Origin of the sequence: Pantoea sp. Ap-967 (genome assembly GCF_011752565.1) — a bacterium.
Classification (GTDB): Bacteria; Pseudomonadota; Gammaproteobacteria; order Pseudomonadales; family Pseudomonadaceae; genus Aquipseudomonas.
Genome location: NZ_VWXK01000007.1, coordinates 93,607 through 117,229 on the forward strand (window position 1 = coordinate 93,607; position 23,623 = coordinate 117,229).

Below are 23,623 nucleotides of genomic sequence, written 5' to 3' on the forward strand. Positions count from 1 at the left end.
GCTTTGAATGGATTTCCAATGCGCATTGCTTACTTCATCAATCAGTACCCGAAAGTCAGCCACAGCTTCATCCGCCGCGAAATACTTGCCCTGGAACGCCAGGGCGTGGTGGTGCAACGCATCGCCCTGCGCGGCTGGGACGGCGAGTTGCAGGACAGCGAGGACCTTGCCGAGCGCGACAAGACCCAGTACGTGCTGCAAGCCGGCATCAAGGGCCTGCTCACGCCGCTGTGGCAGCTGCTGCGCGCCCAGCCCCGGCGCTTTGGCGCGGCCTTGTGGCTGGCCATGCGCCTGGGCCTGCGGGCCGACCGGCCGTTGCCGTACCACCTGGTCTACCTGGCCGAGGCGTGCCAGGTGGTGCAGTGGTTGCAGGCGTTTGGCGCCGAACACGTGCATGCCCATTTCGGCACCAATTCCGCCGAGGTGGTGATGCTGGCCAACGCCCTGGGTGGCCCGGCCTTCAGCTTTACCGTGCATGGGCCTGAGGAGTTCGACAAGCCGCAATTCCTGCAGGTGGGCGAGAAGGTGCGGCGGGCCGCGTTCGTCGCAGCGGTAAGCTCCTACGGGCGCAGCCAGCTGTACCGCTGGGTGGACCACGAGCATTGGCCCAAGGTCAAGGTCGTGCATTGCGGCCTGGAGCGGGCCTTCCATGAGATCCCGGCGGTTGCCATTCCCTCGGCGCCACGGCTGGTGTGCGTGGGCAGGTTGTGCGAGCAGAAGGGCCAGTTGCTGCTGCTGGAGGCGGCGCGCAGGCTGGCCGTGCAAGGCATCGCCTTCGAGCTGGTGCTGGCCGGCGACGGCGAGATGCGCCCGCAGATCGAGGCCTTGGTCACCCGCCATGGGCTGCAGGCCCAGGTGCGCATCACCGGCTGGATCAGCAGCGCCCAGGTGCGTGAGGAAATACTCGCGGCCCGCGCGCTGGTGCTGCCGAGCTTCGCTGAAGGCTTGCCGGTGGTGATCATGGAGGCCATGGCCCTGCGCCGCCCGGTATTGACCACCTATGTGGCGGGCATTCCCGAGCTGGTGCGGCCGAACGAGAATGGCTGGCTGTTCCCCGCCGGAGCGGTGGACGAGCTGGCGGCCGCCATGGCCGACTGCCTGGCGCAGCCGCTGGAGGTGCTGCAACGCATGGGCGAGGCGGCCCGCCAGCGGGTGCTGGAACGCCACGATATCGACACCGAGGCGGCCAAGCTGGCGCGCTACTTCGAGGCTTGCGCATGATTACGCTCCTGGCTTGGCTATTGACCGCGCTGGCCCTGCTGATGCTGGTGCCGGTGCTGGTGCTGTTCACCGAGGTGCTGCTGGCCTGCCTGGCCGCACGCCCCTTGCCTGTGCCGCGTGGGCCACGCCCGCGCCTGGCGGTGCTGGTGCCGGCGCACAATGAAGCGACGGTGCTCGGCGCGACGCTGGCCAGCATCCAGGAGCAATTGGGCGAGGGCGACCAACTGCTGGTGGTGGCCGACAACTGCAGCGACGACACCGCTGCCCTGGCCCGCGCGGCGGGCGCCCAGGTCACCGAACGCCAGCACGCCGAACTGCGCGGCAAGGGCTATGCGTTGGACCATGGCGTTCGGCACCTGGCCGCTTCACCGCCGCAGGTGGTGGTTATCATCGATGCCGATTGCAAGCTTACCGCAGGCTCGCTCGATCACCTGGCGCACCTGTGCGTTGCCACCGCGCGCCCGGTGCAGGCCCTGGACCTGATGCGTGCGCCAGCCGGCGCCGGGCTGAAAATCCAGGTGGCCGAGTTTGCCTGGCGCATGAAGAACCTGGTGCGGCCACGGGGTATGGCGCGCGCCGGGTTGCCCTGCCAGCTGATGGGGACGGGCATGGCGTTTCGCTGGGAAGAGCTGGCCACGGCCAACCTGGCCACCGGGCACCTGGCCGAAGACCTCAAGCTGGGCCTGGAGTTCTGCCGCCAAGGCAAGCCGCCACTGTTCTGCCCAGAGGCTGAGGTGACCAGCCTGTTTCCGCTTAACCCCGAAGGCCTGAGCAACCAGCGCACCCGATGGGAACATGGCCACCTGGGGGTGCTGGTCAGCGACGGGCCGAAACTGCTCGGCAGTGCCCTGGCGCGGCGCCAGCTGCCGCTGCTGGCCATGGCGCTCGATTTGCTGGTGCCACCGCTGGCGCTGCTGACCCTGGCGCTGTCGGCGCTGTTCGTGGTGGCCTGGCTGGCCGGCCTGTGGCTGGGTGTGTGGGGCGCGGCGGTGCTGGCCAGTATTGGCATGGCCTTGCTGGTGGCTGCGGTGCTGCTGGCCTGGGGGCGTTTCTCCCGGGAAGTGATCCCGTTCTCGGTGCTGATCTATGCACCGTTGTATGCGACCAAGAAAATTCCCCTGTACCTGGGCTTCCTGATCCGCCGCCAGGTGCAGTGGGTGCGTTCCAAGCGGGATGACCAATGATGGCAGAGCAAACCTGGCAGGCCCGCTGGCACAGCGTGATCGGCAACATGCATGTGGTCAGTGACCCGGCCGAGGAGCAGCGCCTGCTGGCGCTGCTCGGCGCGCCCAAGCAAGCGACGGTGCTGGCGTTCGTCAATGCCCATGGCTTCAACATGGCCACCGGGCATGCGGCCTTCAGCCATACCCTGGCAAACGCCGACTTGCTGCTGCGCGATGGTTCGGGGGTGGCGATTCTGTGTCGGCGCCTGGGGCTCGACCCAGGGCTGAACATGAACGGCACCGATTTCATTCCGCGCCTGCTGGCAGCCTACAAAGGCCGGCGCGTGGCGTTCTGGGGCACACGCGAGCCGGTGCTTGGCGAAGCTGCCCGGCGTTGCGAGGCGCTGTACGGTGTTGCGCCGGTGTCGGTGCACGACGGCTTTGCCGAGGTTGACCGCTACGTGGCGCTGGCCCAGGCCGTACAACCGGAACTGATCGTGCTGGGCATGGGCATGCCCAAGCAGGAAGCCGTGGCCGCGCGGCTGCAGGCAACGACCGGGCCGTGCCTGATCGTCTGCGGTGGGGCGGTGCTGGATTTTCTCGGCGGCAAAGTGAGCCGGGCGCCGCGCTGGCTACGGCGCCTGGGCGGTGAATGGGCCTACCGCTTGTTGAAGGAGCCGCGGCGGTTGTTCATGCGTTATGTGGTGGGCAACCCGCTGTTTCTGCTGCGCACCTGGCGACTGGGACGCGCCGCTGGCCAAACCGCCAGTAATACGTCGCAGGGCGGGCGACAGAAACAGCGGCAGCGCTAAATTACGCCGCCGTGCTGACTCATGGCTGCTACAGTGATATCAACGCCGCGAGGGCATGAACAGGCCCGGGCCTTGTTGAGCTTAGTGTGAAAAGTGTGTGAGTTAATTGTTCCAGCCAGGTGAAAAACAATTGCTGCGCTAACTTTGATGAGGCCTGACAATGGTGTTCGAACCCAGAAGCAGTCGTTCCTTACTTCAGCGCCGGAGCAGCGTCAGCAACGCCATCCAGGCCGGCCTCGACGGCATCGCGGTGACCGGTGTGGCCTGGTACCTGATCTACGACCAGATCGGCTACATCACCTCCGACTACGTCATCATGCTGCTGCTGTTGATCGGCGCCCTGGCGGTGATCTACGACCATTACGCGATCTACCGGACCAACGTGGGGCTCTCGATCAAGGCGTTCCGGCTGTTCAAGGCGTGGTCGGCGACGTTCTGCTTCCTGGTGGTGCTGGCGTTCCTGACCAAGCAGAGCGAAACCTATTCGCGGATGGTGGTCGGGCAGTTATTTATATTTGGTTACATTGCCCAGTTGTTTCTGCACTTCGCCGTGCGTGAAGTACAGAAGCGTTTTACCGCCCATGCCCGGCTGGACAATGCGCTGATTATCGGGGAAGGCGACCTGGCCAACTTTCTGTATCAGAAGATCAGTAATAACCCGTGGTTTGGCGAGCGCGTAGTCGGTTGTGTCAGCCTCGATGAAGTTCCCGGTTCGGAACAGGAAAGTGCAGACGGTAAAACGCATTTGGCCATATTGGGTTCTATTAAGAAGTTGGACGAAATTGTCGCGCAACATGCCATTCGCACTGTCTACCTGGTGACCCCACTGGGCGGCTCTGAGCTGATCAACGATGTCTACCTGAAGCTGCTCGACAAGTGCATTGCGGTGAACTGGGTGCCGGACATCTTCTCGCTGCGCCTGATCAACCACAGTGTGCGGGAAATTGCCGGGATTCCGGTACTGACCCTGTCGGAAACGCCGCTGACCGGCATGAGCCTGTTCCTCAAGAACCTCGAAGACCGGGTGCTGGCGGCGCTGATCGTATTGTGCGCGTCACCGGTGTTGCTGGCCGTTGCCCTGGCCATCAAGCTCGACAGCCCGGGGCCGGTGTTCTTTCGCCAGGAGCGTACTGGCTGGACGGGCGAATCGTTCCGCATCTGGAAGTTCAGAAGCATGCATGTTCATCAGCCGGAAAACGGCGTGGTCAAGCAGGCCGAGAAGAACGACCCGCGCTTGACCAAGGTTGGCGCCTTCATTCGCCGCACCAGCCTGGATGAACTGCCGCAGCTGTTCAATGTGCTGACCGGGGAAATGTCCCTGGTCGGCCCGCGCCCGCATGCACTGCAACATGACTCGTTGTACTCCCAGGACATCGTCGAGTACTTCGCCCGCCACAACATCAAGCCGGGCATGACCGGCCTTGCCCAGGTGCGCGGGTTCAGGGGTGAAACCAAGTCGGTTGCGCAGATGATCCAGCGGGTCGATTCGGACATCGAGTACATCAACAACTGGTCGTTGTGGCTCGACTTCGTGATCCTGGTGCGAACGCTCAATGCCTTTACCGGCAAGCAGGCTTATTGAAGCCAGGCCAACGTGCAGCATGATGCCTGGCGCAGGGGTATACTCGAGGCCCGTTTCACTGTAATCCGAGTATTCCGATGGGTCTTTCCGTTACCGCCACACCCGAACCGCGCCGCCTCGGCGCGCCGTTGATCGCCCTGGCCCTGTTGCTGGCCGGGGCCTGGTTCCTCAACCTCAATGCCGGCTTCAAGCAGATGTTGCTGCTGATCGTCGGCGCCGCCCTGGGCCTGACCCTGTACCACGCCGCCTTCGGCTTTACCTCGGCCTGGCGTGTGTTCATCAACGAACGCCGGGGCGCGGGCCTGCGCGCGCAGATGGTCATGCTGACCCTGGCCGTGCTGCTGTTCTTCCCGGCGTTGTCGGCGGGCAGCCTGTTCGGCACGCCGGTCACCGGGCTGGTCGCACCTGCCGGTGTGTCGGTGGTGTTCGGCGCCTTCATCTTTGGCATTGGCATGCAACTGGGCGGCGGCTGCGCGTCGGGCACGCTGTTCACGGTGGGTGGCGGTAACGCGCGGATGCTGGTGACCTTGCTGTTCTTCATCATTGGCTCGGTGACGGCCACCCATCACGCCGACTGGTGGTTTGCCTTGCCGTCGTTCCCGGCGACGTCGATCGTCCAGGCCTGGGGCGTGGCCCCGGCGTTGCTGGCGAGCGTTGCGCTGTTCGCGGTCATCGCCTGGGCCAGCGTGGTGCTGGAAAAGCGCCGCCATGGCACCCTGGAGGCTCCCGTGAGCAGCGAGCACCAGGGCCTGCGCCGTTTCCTGCGTGGCCCGTGGCCGCTTCTGTGGGGCGCCATTGCCCTGGCCCTGCTGAACTACGCCACCCTGGCCCTGGCGGGGCGCCCGTGGGGCATCACCTCGGCATTTGCCCTGTGGGGGGCGAAGACCCTGGCCAGCTTCGGCGTGGACGTGGGCAACTGGGTGTTCTGGCAGGCCCCGGCCAACGCCAAGGCCCTGGCAGCGCCGCTGTGGCAGGACATCACCACGGTGATGGACCTGGGCATCGTGCTCGGCGCGTTGCTGGCAGCGGGCCTGGCCGGGCGCTTCGCACCCAGCCTGAAGATTCCGCTGCCGTCGCTGATTGCCGCGGTGATCGGTGGCCTGCTGCTGGGGTATGGCTCGCGCCTGGCATACGGTTGCAACATCGGCGCCTACTTCAGCGGCATCGCCTCGGGCAGCCTGCATGGCTGGCTGTGGCTGGTGGCGGCGTATGGCGGCAACCTGATCGGCGTGCGCCTGCGCCCGCTGTTCTTTGCCGGTGAACGCCGGGCTGCGACGCTCAGCGGCTGCTGACAGCCGGGTGGCTTGAGCTGGGAGAAAGCTCAAGTGATTTCTTAAATAAGTTAGATCACATATGCGGTCTAACTTATTGAATTGTTAAGATTATTTCTTCGCAACGGCATGCTGGACGCACTGCTCGTAGTACGTCTGCTTGATTGCCGCAGGCTGCAGCCGCGAGCGGCTGTTGTAGGTTTGCTCGGTGATGCCGAAGGCGGTCATGCGCATCCACGGCTTGGGGAAGCGCCGCACTTGCAGCTTCTTGCGGGTCGCGTACAGGGTGACCCCGGAAAGCTTGGCGTGCTGGGCCTCGGCGGCGATCTGCGAGCCCCAGCCACAGACGTTGCGGTCGTTCTGGTCTAGTGCCCGAGCCTGGGCGGCGAAGGCGACGGTGGCAAGCAGGCAACCGGCCATCGCTGCTAGAAATGTTCGCATGTTGCTGTCCTAAGCATCTGAAGATGAACGAAGTTTGCCCGCGCTTCGCAGGCCTGGGGGCCAGTATCTTGCTGGCATTGTTACCCCGAGCGATAACGCAACCTTGGTAGGAGCGAGCGTAGCTCGCGATGCGATCTCACAGACGGGCCCATACCTCAAGGCATGTGGCGCCTGGTAGATCGCATCGCGAGCTACGCTCGCTCCTACCACCGTTTTCGGGTCAGGCGGGGGCTTTATCCCGGCGCATCTGGGTTACCAGGGTGAAGCGGTCATCCGGGTGCACCGTCTCGGACACGGCCATCAACTCGCCGCTGTCGTCGCGGTAATGACGCAGAATCTTCAACCCAGGCGAACCCGCCTCGGCCTTTAACACCCGCGCCAACTCCACCGGCAGCAACACCGCCCGTACCTGCTGGTCGACCACGGCAATGGCACGCCCGTAATGCTGCTCGATCAGGCTGGCGATCAATTGGCCTGGCTGCGCGCGGGCGAGGTCGATGACCTCGGCGTAGTCACGCTGGGCGTAGACATCCGTCCAGCACAGCGGGGCGGCATTGTGCTGGCGGTCGACCCGGATGCTCGACACGCAGAAGTAATGCTCGCCCGGCACCAGCCCCAGGCGCGCCGCCTCGCCCAGGTCGGCCACGAAATGGCGCACGTCCTGAATTTCCCGCTGCTGGGTTTCCGCCAGGTGGGCAAGGTCCGCCACCGTTGCCAGCGACTGGGAGTAGCCACCCCGTGGGCTGCTGGCCTCAACCCGCGTACCGACCCGCTTGCGGCGTGACACCAGGCCCTGGTTGAGCAACTGGTTGATGGCCGCCCGCACCGTGTGGCGGCTCACGTCGTACAAATCGCACAGCTCGAACTCGGTAGGCAGCAGGCTGCCCACGGGGTAACGGCCACTGGCGATGCCTTCCATCAAGTCCTTGGCCACCACGGCGTATCGCGTTTCGTTCATGCCTTCGGTCTGTCCCGTCAAATGCACCGGTTGACAGTGTATCAGCGCTGGGGCAAGAATTATGTACGGACATATAAAATATGTACGCTCAATAACAGCATTTCAGGATGGCCGCCCATGTCCACCACCGTTTTCGACTCCACCCTGTTCCGCGACATGTTCGGCACCGCCGAAATGCGTGCGGTGTTCTCTGACCAGGCGCTGATCGAGCGCTATATCGAAGTTGAAGTGGCCCTGGCCAGGGCCGAGGCCCGCTGCGGGGTGATTCCGGCCGAGGCTGCGGCGCAGATTGCCGAGCTGTCGCGCTACGACGCGCTGGACCTGGCGCTGATGCAGCACGAAACCGAGATCGTCGGCTACCCGATCCTGCCGCTGGTCGAGCAGCTGTCCAAACTGTGCGGCGAGGCTGGCCGCTACGTGCACTGGGGGGCTACCACCCAGGACATCATGGACACCGCCGTGGTGCTGCAGGTGCGCGCCGCCCTGGCCATCGTCGAGCGCGACGTGCAGGCCGTGCGTGGCCTGCTGGCCGAACTGGCGCAGCGCTACCGCGACACGCCGATGGCCGGCCGTACCCACCTGCAGCACGCGCTGCCAATCACCTTCGGCTACAAGTGCGCGGTGTGGCTGAGCATGTTCGACCGCCACGCCGAGCGCCTGGTCGAACTGCGCCCGCGGGTGGAAGTGGGGCAGTTCGCCGGGGCCGCCGGCACCCTGGCATCACTGGGTGACAAGGGCCTGCAGGTGCAGGCGGCGTTGATGGCCGAACTGGGCCTGGGCGTACCCCAGGCGACCTGGCACGTGGCCCGTGACGGCCTGGCCGAAACCCTGAATTTCCTGGGCCTGGTCAGCGCCTCGCTGGGCAAGGTGGCGCTGGACATCATGATGATGATGACCAGCGAGTTGGGCGAAGCCTACGAGCCATTCGTCAAGGGCCGTGGTGCCAGCAGCACCATGCCGCAGAAGCGCAACCCCATCTCCTGCGAGCTGATGTATGCCGCTGCCAAGGGCGTGCGCCAGCAAGCCGGGCTGATGCTCGATGCGATGATCCAGGACTTCGAGCGCTCCACTGGCCCCTGGCAGGCGGAGTGGATCGCCATTCCCGAGGCCTTCGCCCTCACTGCCGCCTCGCTGGGCCAGGCGCGCTTCATGCTCGCCGGGCTGGACGTGCGCACCGAGCGCATGCGCAAGAACCTCGACATGACCCAGGGCCTGATCGTTGCCGAGGCGGTGATGATGGGCCTGGCACCGGCCTTGGGCCGCCAGGTGGCCCACGACGTGGTGTACGCCGCCTGCCGCCTGGCCAACGACCAGGGCATCAGCCTGCTCGAAGCGCTGCAGGCCCAGGGTGAAGCCACCGCAAGCCTGGACCTGGCCACCCTCCAGGGGTTGTGCGACCCGGCCAACTACCTGGGCATGGCGCCGCAGATGGTCGACCTGGCCCTGGCCCGCCCGGGCGCCGTCGCCCGCTGATGTGCACCGCGGCCCGGCGAATGGCCGGGCCACGGCGTGTTTTTCTACAAGAACAATGAGAATGCAGCCATGTCTTCCACGTTGAAAAAACCGCTCTACAAGGACCTGACCTTCCAGGTTGTGGCGGCGATGCTGCTGGGCATCGCCTTTGGTTTCATCGCGCCCGAGCTCGCTGCCAGTTTCAAGGTGCTCGGGGATATCTTTCTCAAGCTGATCAAGACGGCCGTTGCGCCGCTGGTGTTCTTTACCGTGGTGCACGGCATTGCCTCGGCCGGTGACATCAAGCGGGTGGGCAAGGTTGGCTGGCGTGCCCTGGTGTACTTCGAGGTGCTGTCGACCCTGGCCCTGGCCATTGGCCTGCTGTGGGGCAACCTGATCGGCATCGGCTCAGGCATGCACGGTGCCCACGCCAGCAGCGCCGCCTCGGCAGCGGCGTCGGCTGCGGTCGCCAAGGGCCACGCGCCGACCTCGACCATGGACTTCATCTACGGCATCTTCCCGGACAATTTCGTCGGCGCCTTCGCGGGTGGCCAGCTGTTGCAGGTGCTGGTGATTGCCGTGCTGTTCGGCTTCGCCTTGCTGGCCTTGAAGCAGGAACGCCGGGAGGTGATCGAGGACGGCCTCAACCGCGTTTCGGAATGCTTCTTCGAGTTCATCAACCTGATCATGAAGTTCGCCCCGCTGGGCGCCTTCGGTTCGGTGGCCTATGCCGTGGGCAGCAACGGCTCGGCGGTGCTGATGTCGCTGGCCAACCTGGTGCTGATGTTCTACGTGGCGGTGGCGTTCTTCCTGTTCGTGGTGCTGGGCGCGGTGTGCCGCCTGTCGGGCTTCAGCTTCCTGCGCTTTCTGGCGTACATCAAGGACGAGATATTCATCGTGCTGGGCACGGCGTCGTCGGAAAGCGCCTTGCCGCGCCTGCTGCAGAAACTGGAGCGGTTCGGCTGCTCGAAGCAGAGCGTGGGGCTGGTGCTGCCAACCGGTTATGCCTTCAACCTCGATGGCACGTTGCTGTACATGTCGCTGAGCGTGCTGTTCATCGCCAATGCCTACGGCGTGCCGCTGGGTTGGGAGCAGCAGTTGGGCATCCTGGCCATCATGCTGGTGACGTCCAAGGGCGCTGCGGCAGTGTCGGGCGGCAGTTTCGTGGTGTTCGCCGCCACCGTCACGGCCATTGGCGTGCTGCCGGTGGAGGGCCTGGCATTGCTGTTTGGCGTGTACCGGTTCATGTCCATGGCCATGGCTGCGTGCAACACCATCGGCAACAGCGTGGCCACTGTGGTGGTGGCCAAGTGGGCAGGGGAGTTCACCGAGCAGCATGCACGTGACGAATACGCCCGGGTGCTGGGGCGTGCGCCAACGGCGGCTTTGTAAGAAATAGCGCACCGGGTGTATGTGATCGTACAACTGCTTGCGCTATCATGACGGCTGTCTTTCAAGGTGAAACACAGGGCATGACAGAGCAGCAGGTACAGGCAAAGACCCGGCGCAAGCCACGCAGTCTGGCCCAGGAACTGGTCACGGTACTGACCGAGCGGATTCGCAGCGGCCAGCTCAAGCGCGGCGACAAACTGCCGACCGAGTCGCAGATCATGGCCGAGGAGGGCGTCAGCCGCACCGTGGTGCGTGAGGCGATCTCGCGGCTGCAGGCTGCCGGGCAGGTCGAGACGCGCCATGGCATCGGCACCTTCGTGCTCGACGCCCCGGCAACCGGGGGTTTCCGTATCGACCCGGCCACGGTGGTGACGCTGCGCGAAGTGCTGGCGGTGCTGGAGCTGCGCATTGCCTTGGAGATCGAGTCGGCAGGCCTTGCCGCGCAGCGGCGCAGTGACGAGGAGCTGGCGGGCATGCGTGCCGCGCTCGATGAGCTCAACGAAGGGGCCGCCCATGCCCTGGATGCGGTGTCGGCGGATTTTCAGTTCCACCTGCGCATCGCCCAGGCCAGCGGCAACCATTACTTCGCCGATATCATCAACCACCTGGGCACCAGCATCATTCCGCGTACCCGGTTGAATTCGGCGCGCCTGGCCCATGATGACCAGGCGCACTACATGAGCCGGCTGATGCACGAGCACGAGGCCATCTACGAAGCCATTGCCCGGCGCGACAGCGAAGGGGCGAAGATGGCCATGCGCATGCACCTGAGCAACAGCCGCGAGCGTCTGCGCCAGGCCCATGAAGAGGCCGAGGCGCTGGGGGCCTGAGGCCTGTGTAGGCAGGGCTGGCCCTTTACCGTTTCACCCGTTGCCGATGGCCTGGTAGGAGCGAGCGTAGCTCGCGATGGGCTGCAAGGCAGCCCCAGCATCATGTGCCGCGAAGCTGAAACCCCTGGGTCCGCTGCGCGGCCCTTCGCGAGCTACGCTCGCTCCTACCAGGTTGGCGTAACCGCCGTAGGCACAAGCTACACCAAAGAAAAGCCCCGCAGATGCGGGGCTTTGTTGTCTTAGGGCAATCAGACCGCCCCTTCGCTCCACTGCCCGTTGACCAGGCGGCGCAGGCCCAGCGGGTTGCTGTCACGCAGTGCCTCGGGCAACAGCGCCTGCGGGTAGTTCTGGTAGCACACCGGGCGCAGGAAACGGTCGATGGCCAGGGTGCCGACCGAGGTGCCACGGGCATCGGAGGTGGCAGGATACGGCCCGCCGTGAACCATGGCGTCACACACTTCTACACCGGTCGGGTAGCCATTGACCAGAATCCGGCCGACTTTCTCTTCCAGCAACGGCACCAGCCAGGCGAAGGCCTGGAAGTCCTCTGGCTCGCCAATCAGCGTGGCCGTCAGCTGGCCGCGCAGGCCGAGCAGGGCGGCTCGCAGTTGTGCGGTGTCTGCCACTTCCACGGCAACGGTAGTCGGGCCGAATACTTCTTCCTGCAACAGCGGGTCGGCGTCTACCAGCAGGCGGGCGTCGGCCTTGAACAGCTGGGCGCGGGCCTGGCTGCTTTGCTGGGCCTGGCCGGCCAGGTGCTCGATGCCCGCATGGGCGTGCAGGTGCTCAAGCCCACCCACGTAGCTGCGCAGGCCGCCCGCGTTGAGCAGGGTTTGGCCGGCTTGCTGGTCCAGGTGCTGGCCGAGGTCGGCGAGCAGTTGGCTGAACGATGCTGACTGCAGGCCGATGACCAGGCCCGGGTTGGTGCAGAACTGCCCGGCACCCAGGCACACGGAACCGGCCAGTTCGCGGGCAATGGCTTCGCCACGCTTGGCCAGGGCGCCCGGCAGGATGATCACCGGGTTGATGCTGGACATCTCGGCGAATACCGGGATCGGCTGTGGCCGCTCGGCGGCCATGCGGCACAGGGCGTCGCCGCCCTTGAGCGAACCGGTGAAGCCAACGGCCTGGATGGCCGGGTGCTTGACCAGCGGCTCGCCCACGCCACCGCCGAACACCATGTTGAACACGCCCTTGGGCATGCCGGTGCGCTCGGCAGCGCGAACGATGGCGCAACCGACCAGGTCGGCGGTGGCCATGTGGCCGCTGTGTGCCTTGAACACCACCGGGCAGCCGGCGGCCAGGGCGGCAGCGGTGTCGCCACCGGCGGTGGAGAAGGCCAGCGGGAAGTTGCTGGCGCCGAACACGGCCACCGGGCCAACGCCGATGCGCATCTGGCGCAGGTCGACGCGCGGCAGCGGCTGGCGTTCGGGCAGGGCCAGGTCGATGCGTGCGCCGAGGAAGTCACCCCGGCGCAGCACCTGGGCGAACAGGCGCATCTGGCCGCTGGTGCGGCCACGCTCGCCCTGGATGCGTGCGGCGGGCAGGGCGGTTTCACGGCAGACGATGGCGACGAAGGCGTCGTCCAGTTCGTCCAGTTCGGCGGCAATGGCGTCGAGGAATTCGGCGCGCCGCGCCGGGGCCAGTTGGCGGAACTCGGCGAAGGCGGCGGCGGCGGCCTGGGCGGCCTGGTCCACTTCGGCCTCGGTGGCCTGGGCGAAGCTGTAGGGCAGGGCCTCGCCGGTGCTGGCGTCCAGGCTCTGCAGGCGCTGTGGGCCGGCGGCGCTGCGCTGGCCGGCGATGAAGTTGTGGCCGAGGATCTCAGGCATGGGGTGCTCCTGTAGAGAGGGGTGAACAAAAAAGTGATCCGGCCGGCTCGATTGGCCCCTGTAGGAGCGGCCTTGTGCCGCGAAGCAGGCGACGCGGTGCATGGCACCGGCTTTGCCGGTGTTCGCGGGCAAGCCCGCTCCTACAGGGAGTTGCCATAGGCGTGAACATCGAGCTGGCCTTGGTCATCAGGTAATCGGTGCCGGGTTGAACAGGGTGATGTCGTTGTGCAGGCGGTGCCGTTCGGCCCAGGTCTGCTTGCGGCCGCTGGCCACGTCCAGGTAGTAGTGGAACAGCTCCCAGCCCAGCTCCTCGATGCTCGAACGGCCACTGGCGATGCGCCCGGCGTCGATGTCGATCAGGTCGGGCCAGCGCTGGGCCAGTTCGCTGCGGGTGCACACCTTGACCACCGGGGCCATGGCCAGGCCATAGGGGGTGCCGCGGCCGGTGGTGAACACGTGCAGGTTCATGCCGGCAGCCAGTTGCAGCGTGCCGCAGACGAAGTCGCTGGCCGGGGTGGCGCAGAAGATCAGGCCCTTGCGGTCGACCCGCTCGCCAGGCCCGAGCACGCCCTGGATGGCGCCACTGCCGGACTTGACGATCGAGCCCAGGGACTTCTCGACGATATTGGACAACCCGCCTTTCTTGTTGCCAGGCGTTGTGTTGGCGCTACGGTCGGCGGCGCCTTGCTGCAGGTAGCGGTCGTACCAGTCCATCTCGCGCACCAGGGCGCCTGCCACGTCCTGGTTTTCGGCGCGGGAGGTGAGCATGTAGATGGCGTCGCGCACCTCGGTCACTTCCGAGAACAGCACGGTGGCGCCGGCGCGTACCAGCAGGTCGGCGGCATAGCCCAGCGCCGGGTTGGCGGTGATGCCGGAGAAGGCGTCGCTGCCACCGCACTGCATACCCAGGATCAGTTCGCTGGCCGGCACCGTTTCGCGGCGGCGCTGGTTGAGTTTCTTCAGGCGGGTATCGGCCAGGCCCATGATCTGCTCGATCATTTCGGCAAAGCCCAGGCTTGCGTCCTGCAGGCGGTACAGCCAGGGTTCGCTGAGGTCCACCGACGGGTCGCCTTCGTGCATCACCTGGCCGGCCTGGAGTTTTTCGCAGCCCAGGCTGATCACCAGCGCTTCGCCACCGAGGTTCGGGTTGCGCGCCAGGTTGCGCACGGTACGGATCGGGATATAGGCGTCACGGGCGTTGATCGCCACGCCGCAACCGTAGCTGTGGGTGAGGGCGACCACGTCGTCGACGTTGGGGTATTGGGGCAGCAGTTCGCTGCGGATGCGCTTGACCGCATGCTCCAGCACGCCGGTTACGCATTGCACGGTGGTGGTGATGCCAAGGATGTTGCGCGTGCCGACGGTGCCATCGGCGTTGCGGTAGCCTTCGAAGGTGAAGCCCTCCAGCGGCGGCAGGGGGGCTGGCACTGCGTCGCAGCGTGGCAGGCTGTCCAGCTCCGGGGCAGCCGGCATGGCCAGTTGGGTTTCCTGCACCCAGCTGCCCTGGCGCAGGTTTTCGAGTGCGTAACCGATGATTTGCCCATAGCGGCGCACGGGCTCGCCCTTGGCAATCGCAACGGTGGCCACCTTGTGGCTTTGCGGCACGCCTTCGACCAAGGTCAGGCCGTCGGCGAAGCGGGCGCCTTCGCCCAGGCCGCCGTCGTTGACCACCACCACGACATTGTCGTCATCGTGCAGGCGGACGTAGCGGGGCGAGTCGGAATGTTCGATCAACTGCATGGTTTGGCCCTACTTGTCAGGTTCTCAGGCTTTTTGTACATCCGCCCGCGCAGGCTGTGGCCCGCGCGGGCGTGTTCACTCAGTGGCGCGAGCTGGCCAGTTCGCCTGGGGCGACGGGCTCAGCCTGTGGCTTGGGGGCGTCTTCGAGCAGCTCGATTCGCTTGATCGGGCCGACGATCACCAGGTAGCTGAACACCGCCACCAAGGCGTTGGCGCCCACGTACACCAAGGCCCACTTGAACGAGCCGGTGGCGCTGATGATGTAGCCGATGACGATGGGCGTGGTGATCGAGGCGATGTTGCCGAAGGTGTTGAACAGGCCGCCCGACAGCCCGGCGATCTGCTTGGGCGAGGTGTCTGCCACCACCGCCCAGCCCAGCGCGCCGATGCCTTTGCCGAAGAAGGCCAGGGTCATGAAACCGACCACCATCCATTCGGCATCCACGTAGTTGCAGAAGACCATGGTGGTCGACAGCAACAGGCCGCAGACGATCGGCAGCTTGCGCGAGAAGGTCAGCGAGTTGCCACGGCGCAGCAGCCAGTCCGAGATCACCCCGCCCAGCACGCCACCGATGAAACCGCACACCGCCGGCAGCGAGGCGATGAAGCCTGCCTTGAGGATGGTCATGCCGCGCTCCTGCACCAGGTACACCGGGAACCAGGTGAGGAAGAAGTAGGTGATGGCGTTGATGCAATACTGGCCCAGGTACACGCCCAGCAGCATGCGGCTGGTCAGCAGTTGCTTGATGTAGCCCCATTTCGGGCCGTCGTTGCCGCGTTTCTGGTCCATGTCGACCAGGCCGCCGTTCTGCTCGATGTGGTCGAGTTCGCTTTGGCTGATGCGCGGGTGTTGGCGTGGGTTGTAGATGGTCTTGAGCCACACCATGGAGAACACGATCCCCAGGCCACCCATCACCACGAACACGTGTTCCCAGCCGAAGCTGAACACGATCCAGCCCATGATCGGGGCGAACAGGGCGGTGGCGAAGTATTGCGCCGAGTTGAAGATCGCCGAGGCAGTGCCGCGCTCCTGGGTTGGGAACCAGGCCGCGACCACACGGGCGTTGCCCGGGAACGACGGGGCTTCGGCGAACCCGACCAGAAAGCGCAGGGTGAACAGGGTGACCACGGCCCAGGCCACTGGCAGGCCGCCGACAAAGCCCTGCAGCAGGGTGAACAGTGACCAGGTGAAGATGCTGAAGGCGTAGACGTTCTTCGAACCGAAGCGGTCCAGCAACCAGCCGCCGGGAATTTGCCCGGCCACGTAAGCCCATCCGAAGGCGGAGAAGATATAACCGAGGGTAACGGCGTCGATGCCGAGGTCTTTCTGCAGGCTGGAGCCTGCGATGGCGATGGTGGCTCGGTCTGCGTAGTTGATCGTGGTCACCAGGAACAGCATGAACAGGATCAGGTAGCGCACATGCGTCTTTTTAGTCGCTTGCATGCTGGTAATACTCCCACTAGTTATTTTTGTGCGGGCTCACGAGTTGTAGCCGGAGTGGGGCAGGCCCACTCCGGAGGCGGCATTGGCAGGCCGCGGGGTGCGCTTATTGCGGGCCCATCTTGTCCATCAGGGCGGCGAGCATTTCATATTCTTCGGCGGTGAGGTCGGTCAGTGGCGTGCGAACCGGGCCTGCATCGTAACCGGCAATCTTGGCGCCGGCCTTGACGATGCTCACGGCGTAGCCTGCCTTGCGGTTGCGGATGTCCAGGTACGGCAGGAAGAAATCGTCGATCAGCTTGGCCACGGTGGCGTGATCGTCGCGGGCGATGGCGTGGTAGAAGTCCATCGCGGTCTTGGGAATGAAGTTGAACACCGCCGAGGAGTACACCGGCACACCGAGGGCCTTGTAAGCGGCAGCATACACCTCGGCGGTCGGCAGGCCACCCAGGTAGCTGAAACGGTCACCCAGGCGGCGACGGATCGACACCATCAGTTCGATGTCGCCCAGGCCATCCTTGTAGCCGATCAGGTTCGGGCAGCGCTCGGCCAGTTGTTCGAGCAGGTTGGCGTTCAGGCGGCAGACGTTGCGGTTGTACACCACTACGCCGATCTTCACCGATTTGCACACGGCTTCGACGTGGGCGGCAACGCCGTCCTGGCTGGCTTCGGTCAGGTAGTGTGGCAGCAGCAGCAGGCCCTTGGCCCCCAGGCGCTCGGCTTCTTGCGCGTATTCGATGGCCTGGCGGGTGGAGCCGCCCACGCCGGCGAGAATCGGAACCGACTTGGCGCAGGTGTCGACGGCGGTCTTGATTACCTGGCTGTACTCGCTGGCGGCCAGGGAGAAGAACTCACCGGTGCCACCGGCGGCGAACAGCGCGCTGGCGCCGTAGGGGGCCAGCCATTCCAGGCGCTTGATGTAGCCGGCCTGGTGGAAGTCGCCCTGGGCGTTGAAGTCGGTGACCGGGAAAGACAGCAGGCCGTGGGAGAGGATGGATTTCAGTTCTTGTGGAGTCATTGTTGTTGGCATCCTGTGGCGCTTGGGGTGAAGGGTGTTGTTCTGTGTTGGAGGTAAGTTATCGTACAACCTGCTTGATGGCTAGTCCCCCTTGGCAGAAAATTTTTGTGTGGGTGTCTGGGTGGGCGGGTGATCGGTTTGAGTTTTGCGGTGGTGCGGATATCGAGCGCCGCCCGCGCGGCGCATCGCGACCTACGGTCGCTCCTACGTTTGTTTCCGGCAGGAATAATTGGCCCGAAAAAAACGTAGGAGCGAGCGCAGTTCGCGAAGCGCCGCGCGGGCGGCGCTCGATCTCCCAGGCGCAGAAAATCCCAAGACAACCACCTGAGCAGTCATCGTATCTCTAACAAAGGGAAATAAAAAAACGATCGCGGAGACAGGCACAAGCCCGCCGCCCGCTTCCACGGGAGGTGTTCTGGGACCAGCAGAGGGTGACCGGGAAAACGGGGGCGGCCTTGCGCCGCCCCGCGATCAAAACTAACGAAGCTGAAACCGGGCGATCAGGCTGCCTGTTGGCGCTTGATCTGGGCTTTGCGCACCTGGGCGCGGCAGGCGTCGCCGAAGGCCTGGAACATCTTGATCGAGTCCGGGTTCTTCGCCGCTTGCCATTCCGGGTGCCACTGCACGGCAAACAGGAACGGCGAAATGCTTGGCGCATGAATCGCCTCGACCAGGCCGTCCTCGGCATGGGCGATTGGCTCGATACCGGCGCCCAGGTTACGCAGGCCCTGGCCATGCAGCGAGTTGACGCGAATTTCGTCGGTGCCCAGGGTGTCGCGCAGCCAGCTGCCCGGCTTGATTTTCACGCCATGCACCTGCGCGTACTGCACCTCAACCGGATCTTCCGGGTTTTCCCGGTGGTCGTTGAAGCCTGGCTCGGCATACACCTTCTGGTAGATGTCACCGCCCAAGGCCACGTTGATTTCCTGCATGCCGCGGCAGATGCCGAAGATCGGCAGGCCACGCTTGATCGCCGCCTTGACCAGCGGAATGTCGAACAGGTCGCGGTTCTGGTCCTGGCCCTTGCCGGGGGTTTGGTTCTCCTGGCCGTACAGCGCCGGGTCGATGTTGCTGCCCGCGCCGGTCAGGTACACGCCGTCGGCCATGTCCAGGTAGGTGTCCAGGTCGTCGATGCCACAGCAGGTGGGCACCAGAACCGGCACGCAATCGGCGAAGTCGACCAGCGGGGTGATGTATTTGTGGGTCATGACCTGGTAGTCATGGCCTTTGCGCTCTTGGCTGCCCATGGTCATCAGGACGACGGGTTTGCGCAGGGAAGGTTGCTTGTTGCCAATGTTGCTGTTGGACATATGTCACCTTATGACAGGGCTCTGCCTGTCGTTGTTGTGCAGGTGCACGGCCTTGGCCTCGATGTGCTACCTGAAGTCCCGAGCACTGCCGGCTCGTCAGTGGGCGATGCCGGTCGGGGCTTGTGGATAGCTTGCCAGAGCCGTTCGATATGTCAAACGAGCAAAAACGCCTCCGGGCGCCTAAATACGGGGCTTAAACCCTTGCGAGCCTCAGCCGGCAAGGGTTTGGCAGGGGGCTTGGTCAATAATATTTAACGATGCAAGCGGCTCATTGCAGCCGCGCAATGATCGGGCAGCCCTTGCTGGGCAGGCCTGGTCATGCAAAGGTTTGCTTGCCTCACCTGTCGCCAGTCCAATTCCAACAAAGGAGCTACAGATGTCTGCATCGTCTTCCGGCCCGTCCTTGCGCATGCCCCTGGCTGAGTTGCAAGGGTTGTTGCAGGCCATTTTCCAGCGCCACGGCTGCAGCGAGGCGGTGGCCGCAGTGCTGGCCGACAACTGCGCCAGCGCCCAGCGCGATGGCGCCCACAGCCACGGGGTGTTTCGCATGCCCGGTTACGTGTCGACCCTGGCCAGCGGCTGGGTCGATGGCCGCGCTGTACCCCAGGTGAGCGATGTGGCGCCGGGGTTCGTGCGTGTGGATGCACGCGGCGGCTTTGCCCAGCCGGCGCTGGCGGCGGCGCGCGCCTTGCTGGTGGAAAAAGCCCGCAACGCCGGCATCGCCGTGCTGGCGATTCACAACTCGCACCATTTCGCCGCGCTGTGGCCGGATGTCGAGCCGTTCGCCGAGCAGGGCCTGGTGGCCCTGAGCGTGGTCAACAGCATGACCTGCGTGGTGCCCCACGGTGCACGCAAGCCGCTGTTCGGCACCAACCCAATTGCCTTTGCCGCGCCGTGCGCGGGGCATGAGCCGATTGTCTTCGACATGGCCACCAGCGCCATGGCCCACGGCGATGTGCAGATTGCGGCGCGCGAGGGCCAGCAACTGCCCGCAGGCATGGGCGTGGATGCCGATGGGCAGCCCACCACCGACCCCAAGGCCATTCTGGAAGGCGGCGCGTTGTTGCCGTTTGGCGAGCACAAGGGCTCGGCGCTGTCGATGATGGTCGAGCTGCTGGCGGCGGCGTTGACCGGCGGGCATTTCTCCTGGGAATTCGACTGGTCGGGGCATCCCGGGGCGAAGACGCCGTGGACCGGGCAGCTGATTATCGTCATCGACCCGAGCAAGGCCGAAGGGGATCGGTTTGCCCAGCGCAGCCGGGAGCTGGTTGAGCAGATGCAGGCGGCGGGGTTGTCGCGGATGCCAGGAGAGCGGCGCTATCGTGAGCGTGAAGTGGCAGGGCGTGAGGGGGTGGCGGTGAGTGAAGGGGAGTTGCAAGGGTTGCGGGCGTTGCTTGGCTGAACGGGCCCACTGATTGAAAGGAGCGGGCTTGACCCGCGAAGCAGGCACCGCGATGCATGGCACCGGCTCTGCCGGTGTTCGCGGGGCAAGCCCGCTCCTACAAGAGGATCGCAGCGTGCAATGTTGCATAGACAACCTTGCACTTATGTGATGTTCCTCGGGCGCAACTGCGGGTATCCTCGGGGCAGCCTTTCCGAACTGTCCTGATCCAAGGAGCTGCACGCTGTGTTCAAACATGTCGATGCCTATGCCGGCGACCCGATCCTCTCGTTGATGGAAACCTTCAAGGCCGACCCGCGCGCCAACAAGGTCAACCTGAGTATTGGCCTGTATTACGATGAGGCTGGCGTGGTGCCGCAGTTGGCGGCGGTGGATGCGGTGGAAAAACGCATCGCCAGCCAAGCCCACGAAGCCTCGCTGTACCTGCCCATGGAAGGCCTGGCCAGCTACCGCCAGGCTATCCAGGCGCTGCTGTTTGGCAATGACCACCCGGCCGTGACCGGCAAGCGCGTGGCCACCGTGCAGACCGTTGGCGGCTCCGGCGCGCTGAAGGTGGGTGCCGATTTCCTCAAGCGTTACTTCCCGCAGTCGGAAGTCTGGGTCAGCAACCCGACCTGGGACAACCACCGCGCGATCTTCGAAGGTGCCGGGTTCAAGGTGCACAGCTACCCGTACTTCGACCAGGCCAGCCGTGGCGTCGACTTTGCCGGCATGCTGCAAGCCCTGCAGGGCCTGCCGGCCAACAGCATCGTGCTGCTGCACCCGTGCTGCCATAACCCCACCGGTGCCGACCTGGAACCGCAGCAGTGGCAGCAAGTGGTGGAAGTGGTCAAGGCGCGCCAGCTGATTCCGTTCCTCGACATCGCCTACCAGGGCTTCGGCGAAGGCCTGGTCGAAGACGCCTATGCCATTCGCGAAATGGCCCGTGCCGGCGTGCCGTGCCTGGTCAGCAACTCGTTCTCCAAGATCTTCTCGCTGTACGGCGAGCGGGTAGGGGGCCTGTCGGTGGTCTGCGACGACGAAGCCACCACCCAGAGCGTGCTCGGCCAGCTCAAGGCGACCGTGCGCCGCAACTACTCCAGCCCGCCCAACTTCGGTGCCCAACTGGTTGCCGGCGTGCTCGGCGATGCGGCCCTGAACGCCCAGTGGGCGGCGGAAGTGGAAGTGATGCGCAAGCGTATCCTCGACATGCGCCAGGCGCTGGTCGACGCCCTGGCGGTGCTGCTGCCGGGCCAGGACTTCCAGTTCTTCCTGCGCCAGCGCGGCATGTTCAGCTACACCGGGTTCAGCGTCGAGCAGGTGCGTCGCCTGCGTGACGAGTTCGGCGTGTACCTGATCGACAGCGGCCGGGTGTGCATGTCGGGCTTGCGCCCTGACAACCTCAAGCAGGTCGCCGAAGCGTTCGCCGCCGTTCAACGATAACCCAGGTGCCATGTGTAGGGGCGGGCTTGCCCCGCGAAGCAGGCGCCTCGGTGCCTGGCACGGGCTTGGCCCGTGTTCGCGGGGCAAGCCCGCTCCTACACAATTGGGTGCAGGCACAACCTGCTTGTAAAGACAAGTGCAACCGCCCCTCGGATTGGGGCTTCGCAAGTGCAACCTTTCCGTGCACAATCGCGCCCCTCTTTTCCGGTTGAGTTGGGCGAGCGCACTGTTTCGCCATTCTCAGCCTGTTGCAGTCTTGCGAGTGGAGCTTCACCCGGAATGAATGAGCAGGCCCCAAGCGTTGAACAACGCTTTGCAGAATCGACCCCCGCCACCCTCGGCAGCTGGTCGCGTCACGACACTACCTGGATGCTGGGCCTGTTTGGCACAGCCATTGGCGCCGGAACCCTGTTCCTGCCGATCAACGCCGGCCTCGGCGGCTTCTGGCCGCTGCTGATCCTGGCGGCGCTGGCCTTCCCCATGACCTACTTCTCCCACCGTGCACTGACCCGTTTCGTGCTGTCCGGGCGCAGCGGTGGCGACATCACCCAGGTGGTCGAGGAGCATTTCGGCATCAAGGCCGGTGCGCTGATCACGGTGCTGTACTTCTTCGCCATCTTCCCGATCCTGCTGATCTACAGCGTGGCACTGACCAACACCGTCAGCAGCTTCATGGAGCACCAGTTGCACATGGCGCCACCGCCACGGGCGATCCTGTCGTTCGTGCTGATTCTCGGCCTGCTGGCGATCGTGCGCTGCGGCGAGCAAGCCACGGTCAAGGTGATGAGCCTGCTGGTCTACCCGTTCATCGTTGCCCTGGCGCTGCTGGGCCTGTACCTGGTGCCGCACTGGACCGGCGGCATCCTCGACAGCGCCGCCCAGGTGCCGTCGGGCTCGGCCTTCCTGCATACCCTGTGGCTGGCGATTCCGGTGATGGTGTTCTCGTTCAACCATTCGCCGATCATCTCGGCCTTCGCGGTGGACCAGAAGCGCAGCTACGGCGAGCACGCCGACCAGCGTAGCGGCCAGATCCTGCGCCGTGCCCACCTGCTGATGGTGGTGATGGTGCTGTTCTTCGTGTTCAGCTGCGTACTGACCCTCGACAGCGCCCAACTGGCCGAAGCCAAGGCGCAGAACCTGTCGATCCTGTCGTACCTGGCCAACCACTTCAGCAACCCGACCATCGCCTTTGCCGCACCGTTGATCGCGTTCGTGGCCATTGCCAAGTCGTTCCTGGGCCACTACATCGGCGCCAGCGAAGGCCTCAAGGGCATCATTGCCAAGACCGGCGCGCGTCCGGGCGCCAAGGCCCTGGACCGTGTGGTTGCCGCGCTGATGCTGGTGGTGTGCTGGGTGGTTGCCACGCTCAACCCAAGCATCCTGGGCATGATCGAGTCGCTGGGCGGCCCGATTCTCGCCGTGCTGCTGTTCCTGATGCCGATGTACGCCATTCGTCGCGTGCCGTCGATGCGCAAGTACAGCGGTGCGCTGTCCAACGTGTTCGTGGTCGTGATCGGCGTCGTGGCGCTGACCTCGGTGGTGTACGGCCTGATCCCGTGATACACCGCGCCAGATGAGCAATGTCCGGGTCGGCTGTCGCCACCCGGACATTTTTTTGTCCACAATAATTGTCCGGCAATAAAACAATTTCACGTTTGCTTATAGGCACTTGCGCTGCTTCATGCTTAACTCAGGGTCCTTTTCAAACCCCGCATAAGGATTTCCGCCATGGCTCAAGTGACTCTCAAAGGCAACCCGGTACAGGTCAAGGGCGAGCTGCCGAAGGCTGGCGCCCAGGCACCTGCTTTCTCCCTGGTAGCCGGCGACCTGGCCGACACCACGCTGGAAAGCTTCGCTGGCAAGCGCAAGGTGCTGAACATCTTCCCAAGCGTTGACACCCCAACCTGCGCCACCTCCGTGCGCAAGTTCAACGCCCAGGCCAACGACGTGGCCAACACCGTGGTGCTGTGCATCTCGGCCGACCTGCCGTTCGCCCAGGCGCGCTTCTGCGGTGCTGAAGGCCTGGAGAACGTGAAGAACCTGTCGACCCTGCGCGGTGCCGAGTTCCTGCAGAACTACGGCGTTGCCATTGCCGACGGCCCGCTGGCTGGCCTGGCTGCCCGTGCGGTGGTGGTGCTGGACGAGAACGACAAGGTGCTGCACAGCGAGCTGGTTGGCGAAATCGCCCACGAGCCGAACTACGAGGCAGCCCTGGCGGTGCTGAAGTAAGGATGGGCTGGGGCAGGGCGGGTTGTTGCAGCCTGTGCCGGCCCTTTCGCGGGGCAAGCCCGCTCCTACACGGCGCATTCCGTTGGGGATGTGACATCCCAGTGGGAGCG

At 64.8% G+C, this 23,623-nt stretch carries 19 protein-coding genes; 12 read left to right on the forward strand and 7 right to left on the reverse strand.

Translation table 11 applies throughout. The annotated features are described in order from the left end of the window. Positions 1-18: 18 nt before the first annotated feature. From F3J45_RS09805 to F3J45_RS09825, 5 genes are all read left to right on the forward strand, one after another. Positions 19-1,221 (forward strand): glycosyltransferase family 4 protein, encoded by a 1,203-nt coding sequence (locus tag F3J45_RS09805; protein WP_167060971.1) that lies wholly within the window; start codon positions 19-21, stop codon positions 1,219-1,221. Then, positions 1,218-2,405, forward strand: coding sequence for a glycosyltransferase family 2 protein (locus tag F3J45_RS09810; protein ID WP_167060972.1), 1,188 nt, complete (start codon positions 1,218-1,220; stop codon positions 2,403-2,405). Before F3J45_RS09805 ends, F3J45_RS09810 begins: the two co-directional genes overlap by 4 nt. After that, positions 2,402-3,196 (forward strand): WecB/TagA/CpsF family glycosyltransferase, encoded by a 795-nt coding sequence (locus tag F3J45_RS09815; protein WP_205299630.1) that lies wholly within the window; start codon positions 2,402-2,404, stop codon positions 3,194-3,196. Before F3J45_RS09810 ends, F3J45_RS09815 begins: the two co-directional genes overlap by 4 nt. Positions 3,197-3,356: 160 nt before the next feature. After that, a complete protein-coding gene (locus F3J45_RS09820; RefSeq protein ID WP_167060973.1) occupies positions 3,357-4,778 on the forward strand; it encodes an undecaprenyl-phosphate glucose phosphotransferase in 1,422 nt (473 codons plus the stop codon). A 77-nt stretch (positions 4,779-4,855) separates the two neighbouring features. Then, on the forward strand, positions 4,856-6,070 hold the full coding sequence (locus F3J45_RS09825; protein ID WP_167060974.1) for a YeeE/YedE family protein: 1,215 nt from the start codon (positions 4,856-4,858) through the stop codon (positions 6,068-6,070). Between the two features lie 90 nt (positions 6,071-6,160). Here the strand turns inward: F3J45_RS09825 and F3J45_RS09830 are convergent, their stop codons facing one another. Together F3J45_RS09830 and F3J45_RS09835 are read right to left on the reverse strand one after the other, a co-directional pair. After that, positions 6,161-6,490 carry a hypothetical protein gene (locus F3J45_RS09830; RefSeq protein WP_167060975.1) on the reverse strand — a complete coding sequence of 110 codons (330 nt, stop codon included), beginning with the start codon at positions 6,488-6,490 and terminating at the stop codon, positions 6,161-6,163. Between the two features lie 220 nt (positions 6,491-6,710). Next, positions 6,711-7,448, reverse strand: a complete 738-nt coding sequence (locus F3J45_RS09835) for a GntR family transcriptional regulator (protein ID WP_167060976.1) — start codon at positions 7,446-7,448, stop codon at positions 6,711-6,713. Between the two features lie 117 nt (positions 7,449-7,565). On the opposite strand from F3J45_RS09835, the gene F3J45_RS09840 reads away from it, so the two are divergent. The 3 genes from F3J45_RS09840 to F3J45_RS09850 all read left to right on the forward strand — a co-directional run bounded on the left by F3J45_RS09840 (position 7,566) and on the right by F3J45_RS09850 (position 11,122). Then, the gene (locus F3J45_RS09840) at positions 7,566-8,921 is read left to right on the forward strand and encodes an adenylosuccinate lyase family protein (protein WP_167060977.1); all 1,356 of its coding nucleotides are present in this window, start codon (positions 7,566-7,568) and stop codon (positions 8,919-8,921) included. 69 nt (positions 8,922-8,990) lie between these two features. Beyond that, entirely contained in the window at positions 8,991-10,292 is a 1,302-nt protein-coding gene (locus tag F3J45_RS09845; protein WP_167060978.1) for a cation:dicarboxylate symporter family transporter, read from the forward strand. Positions 10,293-10,372: 80 nt separating this feature from the next. Next, the gene (locus F3J45_RS09850) at positions 10,373-11,122 is read left to right on the forward strand and encodes a FadR/GntR family transcriptional regulator (RefSeq protein ID WP_167060980.1); all 750 of its coding nucleotides are present in this window, start codon (positions 10,373-10,375) and stop codon (positions 11,120-11,122) included. A gap of 248 nt (positions 11,123-11,370) precedes the next feature. Here the strand turns inward: F3J45_RS09850 and F3J45_RS09855 are convergent, their stop codons facing one another. The 5 genes from F3J45_RS09855 to F3J45_RS09875 all read right to left on the reverse strand — a co-directional run bounded on the left by F3J45_RS09855 (position 11,371) and on the right by F3J45_RS09875 (position 18,460). Then, positions 11,371-12,951, reverse strand: coding sequence for an aldehyde dehydrogenase (NADP(+)) (locus F3J45_RS09855; RefSeq protein ID WP_167060982.1), 1,581 nt, complete (start codon positions 12,949-12,951; stop codon positions 11,371-11,373). A gap of 186 nt (positions 12,952-13,137) precedes the next feature. Continuing rightward, positions 13,138-14,691, reverse strand: coding sequence for a galactarate dehydratase (garD, locus tag F3J45_RS09860; protein ID WP_167060984.1), 1,554 nt, complete (start codon positions 14,689-14,691; stop codon positions 13,138-13,140). Positions 14,692-14,770: 79 nt separating this feature from the next. Further along, positions 14,771-16,135, reverse strand: a complete 1,365-nt coding sequence (locus F3J45_RS09865; protein WP_167060986.1) for an MFS transporter — start codon at positions 16,133-16,135, stop codon at positions 14,771-14,773. A gap of 103 nt (positions 16,136-16,238) precedes the next feature. Then, positions 16,239-17,150 (reverse strand): 5-dehydro-4-deoxyglucarate dehydratase, encoded by a 912-nt coding sequence (kdgD, locus tag F3J45_RS09870; RefSeq protein WP_167060988.1) that lies wholly within the window; start codon positions 17,148-17,150, stop codon positions 16,239-16,241. A gap of 500 nt (positions 17,151-17,650) precedes the next feature. Continuing rightward, positions 17,651-18,460 carry a gamma-glutamyl-gamma-aminobutyrate hydrolase family protein gene (locus F3J45_RS09875; protein WP_167060990.1) on the reverse strand — a complete coding sequence of 270 codons (810 nt, stop codon included), beginning with the start codon at positions 18,458-18,460 and terminating at the stop codon, positions 17,651-17,653. A gap of 376 nt (positions 18,461-18,836) precedes the next feature. Here F3J45_RS09875 and F3J45_RS09880 point away from each other — a divergent pair, with 376 nt between their 5' ends. The 4 genes from F3J45_RS09880 to tpx all read left to right on the forward strand — a co-directional run bounded on the left by F3J45_RS09880 (position 18,837) and on the right by tpx (position 23,513). Continuing rightward, a complete protein-coding gene (locus tag F3J45_RS09880; RefSeq protein WP_167060992.1) occupies positions 18,837-19,862 on the forward strand; it encodes an Ldh family oxidoreductase in 1,026 nt (341 codons plus the stop codon). A gap of 225 nt (positions 19,863-20,087) precedes the next feature. After that, on the forward strand, positions 20,088-21,284 hold the full coding sequence (locus F3J45_RS09885; RefSeq protein ID WP_167060994.1) for an amino acid aminotransferase: 1,197 nt from the start codon (positions 20,088-20,090) through the stop codon (positions 21,282-21,284). A gap of 279 nt (positions 21,285-21,563) precedes the next feature. Beyond that, the gene (locus tag F3J45_RS09890; protein ID WP_167060996.1) at positions 21,564-22,844 is read left to right on the forward strand and encodes a serine/threonine transporter; all 1,281 of its coding nucleotides are present in this window, start codon (positions 21,564-21,566) and stop codon (positions 22,842-22,844) included. 168 nt (positions 22,845-23,012) lie between these two features. After that, entirely contained in the window at positions 23,013-23,513 is a 501-nt protein-coding gene (tpx, locus tag F3J45_RS09895) for a thiol peroxidase (protein WP_167060999.1), read from the forward strand. Positions 23,514-23,623 lie beyond the last annotated feature (110 nt).

Coding starts and splice junctions, on each gene's coding strand:
- F3J45_RS09805 (WP_167060971.1), top strand. CDS start 19: ATGCGCATTGCTTACTTCATCAATCAGTACCCGAAAGTCAGCCACAGC.
- F3J45_RS09810 (WP_167060972.1), top strand. CDS start 1,218: ATGATTACGCTCCTGGCTTGGCTATTGACCGCGCTGGCCCTGCTGATG.
- F3J45_RS09815 (WP_205299630.1), top strand. CDS start 2,402: ATGATGGCAGAGCAAACCTGGCAGGCCCGCTGGCACAGCGTGATCGGC.
- F3J45_RS09820 (WP_167060973.1), top strand. CDS start 3,357: ATGGTGTTCGAACCCAGAAGCAGTCGTTCCTTACTTCAGCGCCGGAGC.
- F3J45_RS09825 (WP_167060974.1), top strand. CDS start 4,856: ATGGGTCTTTCCGTTACCGCCACACCCGAACCGCGCCGCCTCGGCGCG.
- F3J45_RS09830 (WP_167060975.1), bottom strand. CDS start 6,490: ATGCGAACATTTCTAGCAGCGATGGCCGGTTGCCTGCTTGCCACCGTC.
- F3J45_RS09835 (WP_167060976.1), bottom strand. CDS start 7,448: ATGAACGAAACGCGATACGCCGTGGTGGCCAAGGACTTGATGGAAGGC.
- F3J45_RS09840 (WP_167060977.1), top strand. CDS start 7,566: ATGTCCACCACCGTTTTCGACTCCACCCTGTTCCGCGACATGTTCGGC.
- F3J45_RS09845 (WP_167060978.1), top strand. CDS start 8,991: ATGTCTTCCACGTTGAAAAAACCGCTCTACAAGGACCTGACCTTCCAG.
- F3J45_RS09850 (WP_167060980.1), top strand. CDS start 10,373: ATGACAGAGCAGCAGGTACAGGCAAAGACCCGGCGCAAGCCACGCAGT.
- F3J45_RS09855 (WP_167060982.1), bottom strand. CDS start 12,951: ATGCCTGAGATCCTCGGCCACAACTTCATCGCCGGCCAGCGCAGCGCC.
- garD (WP_167060984.1), bottom strand. CDS start 14,691: ATGCAGTTGATCGAACATTCCGACTCGCCCCGCTACGTCCGCCTGCAC.
- F3J45_RS09865 (WP_167060986.1), bottom strand. CDS start 16,135: ATGCAAGCGACTAAAAAGACGCATGTGCGCTACCTGATCCTGTTCATG.
- kdgD (WP_167060988.1), bottom strand. CDS start 17,150: ATGACTCCACAAGAACTGAAATCCATCCTCTCCCACGGCCTGCTGTCT.
- F3J45_RS09875 (WP_167060990.1), bottom strand. CDS start 18,460: ATGTCCAACAGCAACATTGGCAACAAGCAACCTTCCCTGCGCAAACCC.
- F3J45_RS09880 (WP_167060992.1), top strand. CDS start 18,837: ATGTCTGCATCGTCTTCCGGCCCGTCCTTGCGCATGCCCCTGGCTGAG.
- F3J45_RS09890 (WP_167060996.1), top strand. CDS start 21,564: ATGAATGAGCAGGCCCCAAGCGTTGAACAACGCTTTGCAGAATCGACC.
- tpx (WP_167060999.1), top strand. CDS start 23,013: ATGGCTCAAGTGACTCTCAAAGGCAACCCGGTACAGGTCAAGGGCGAG.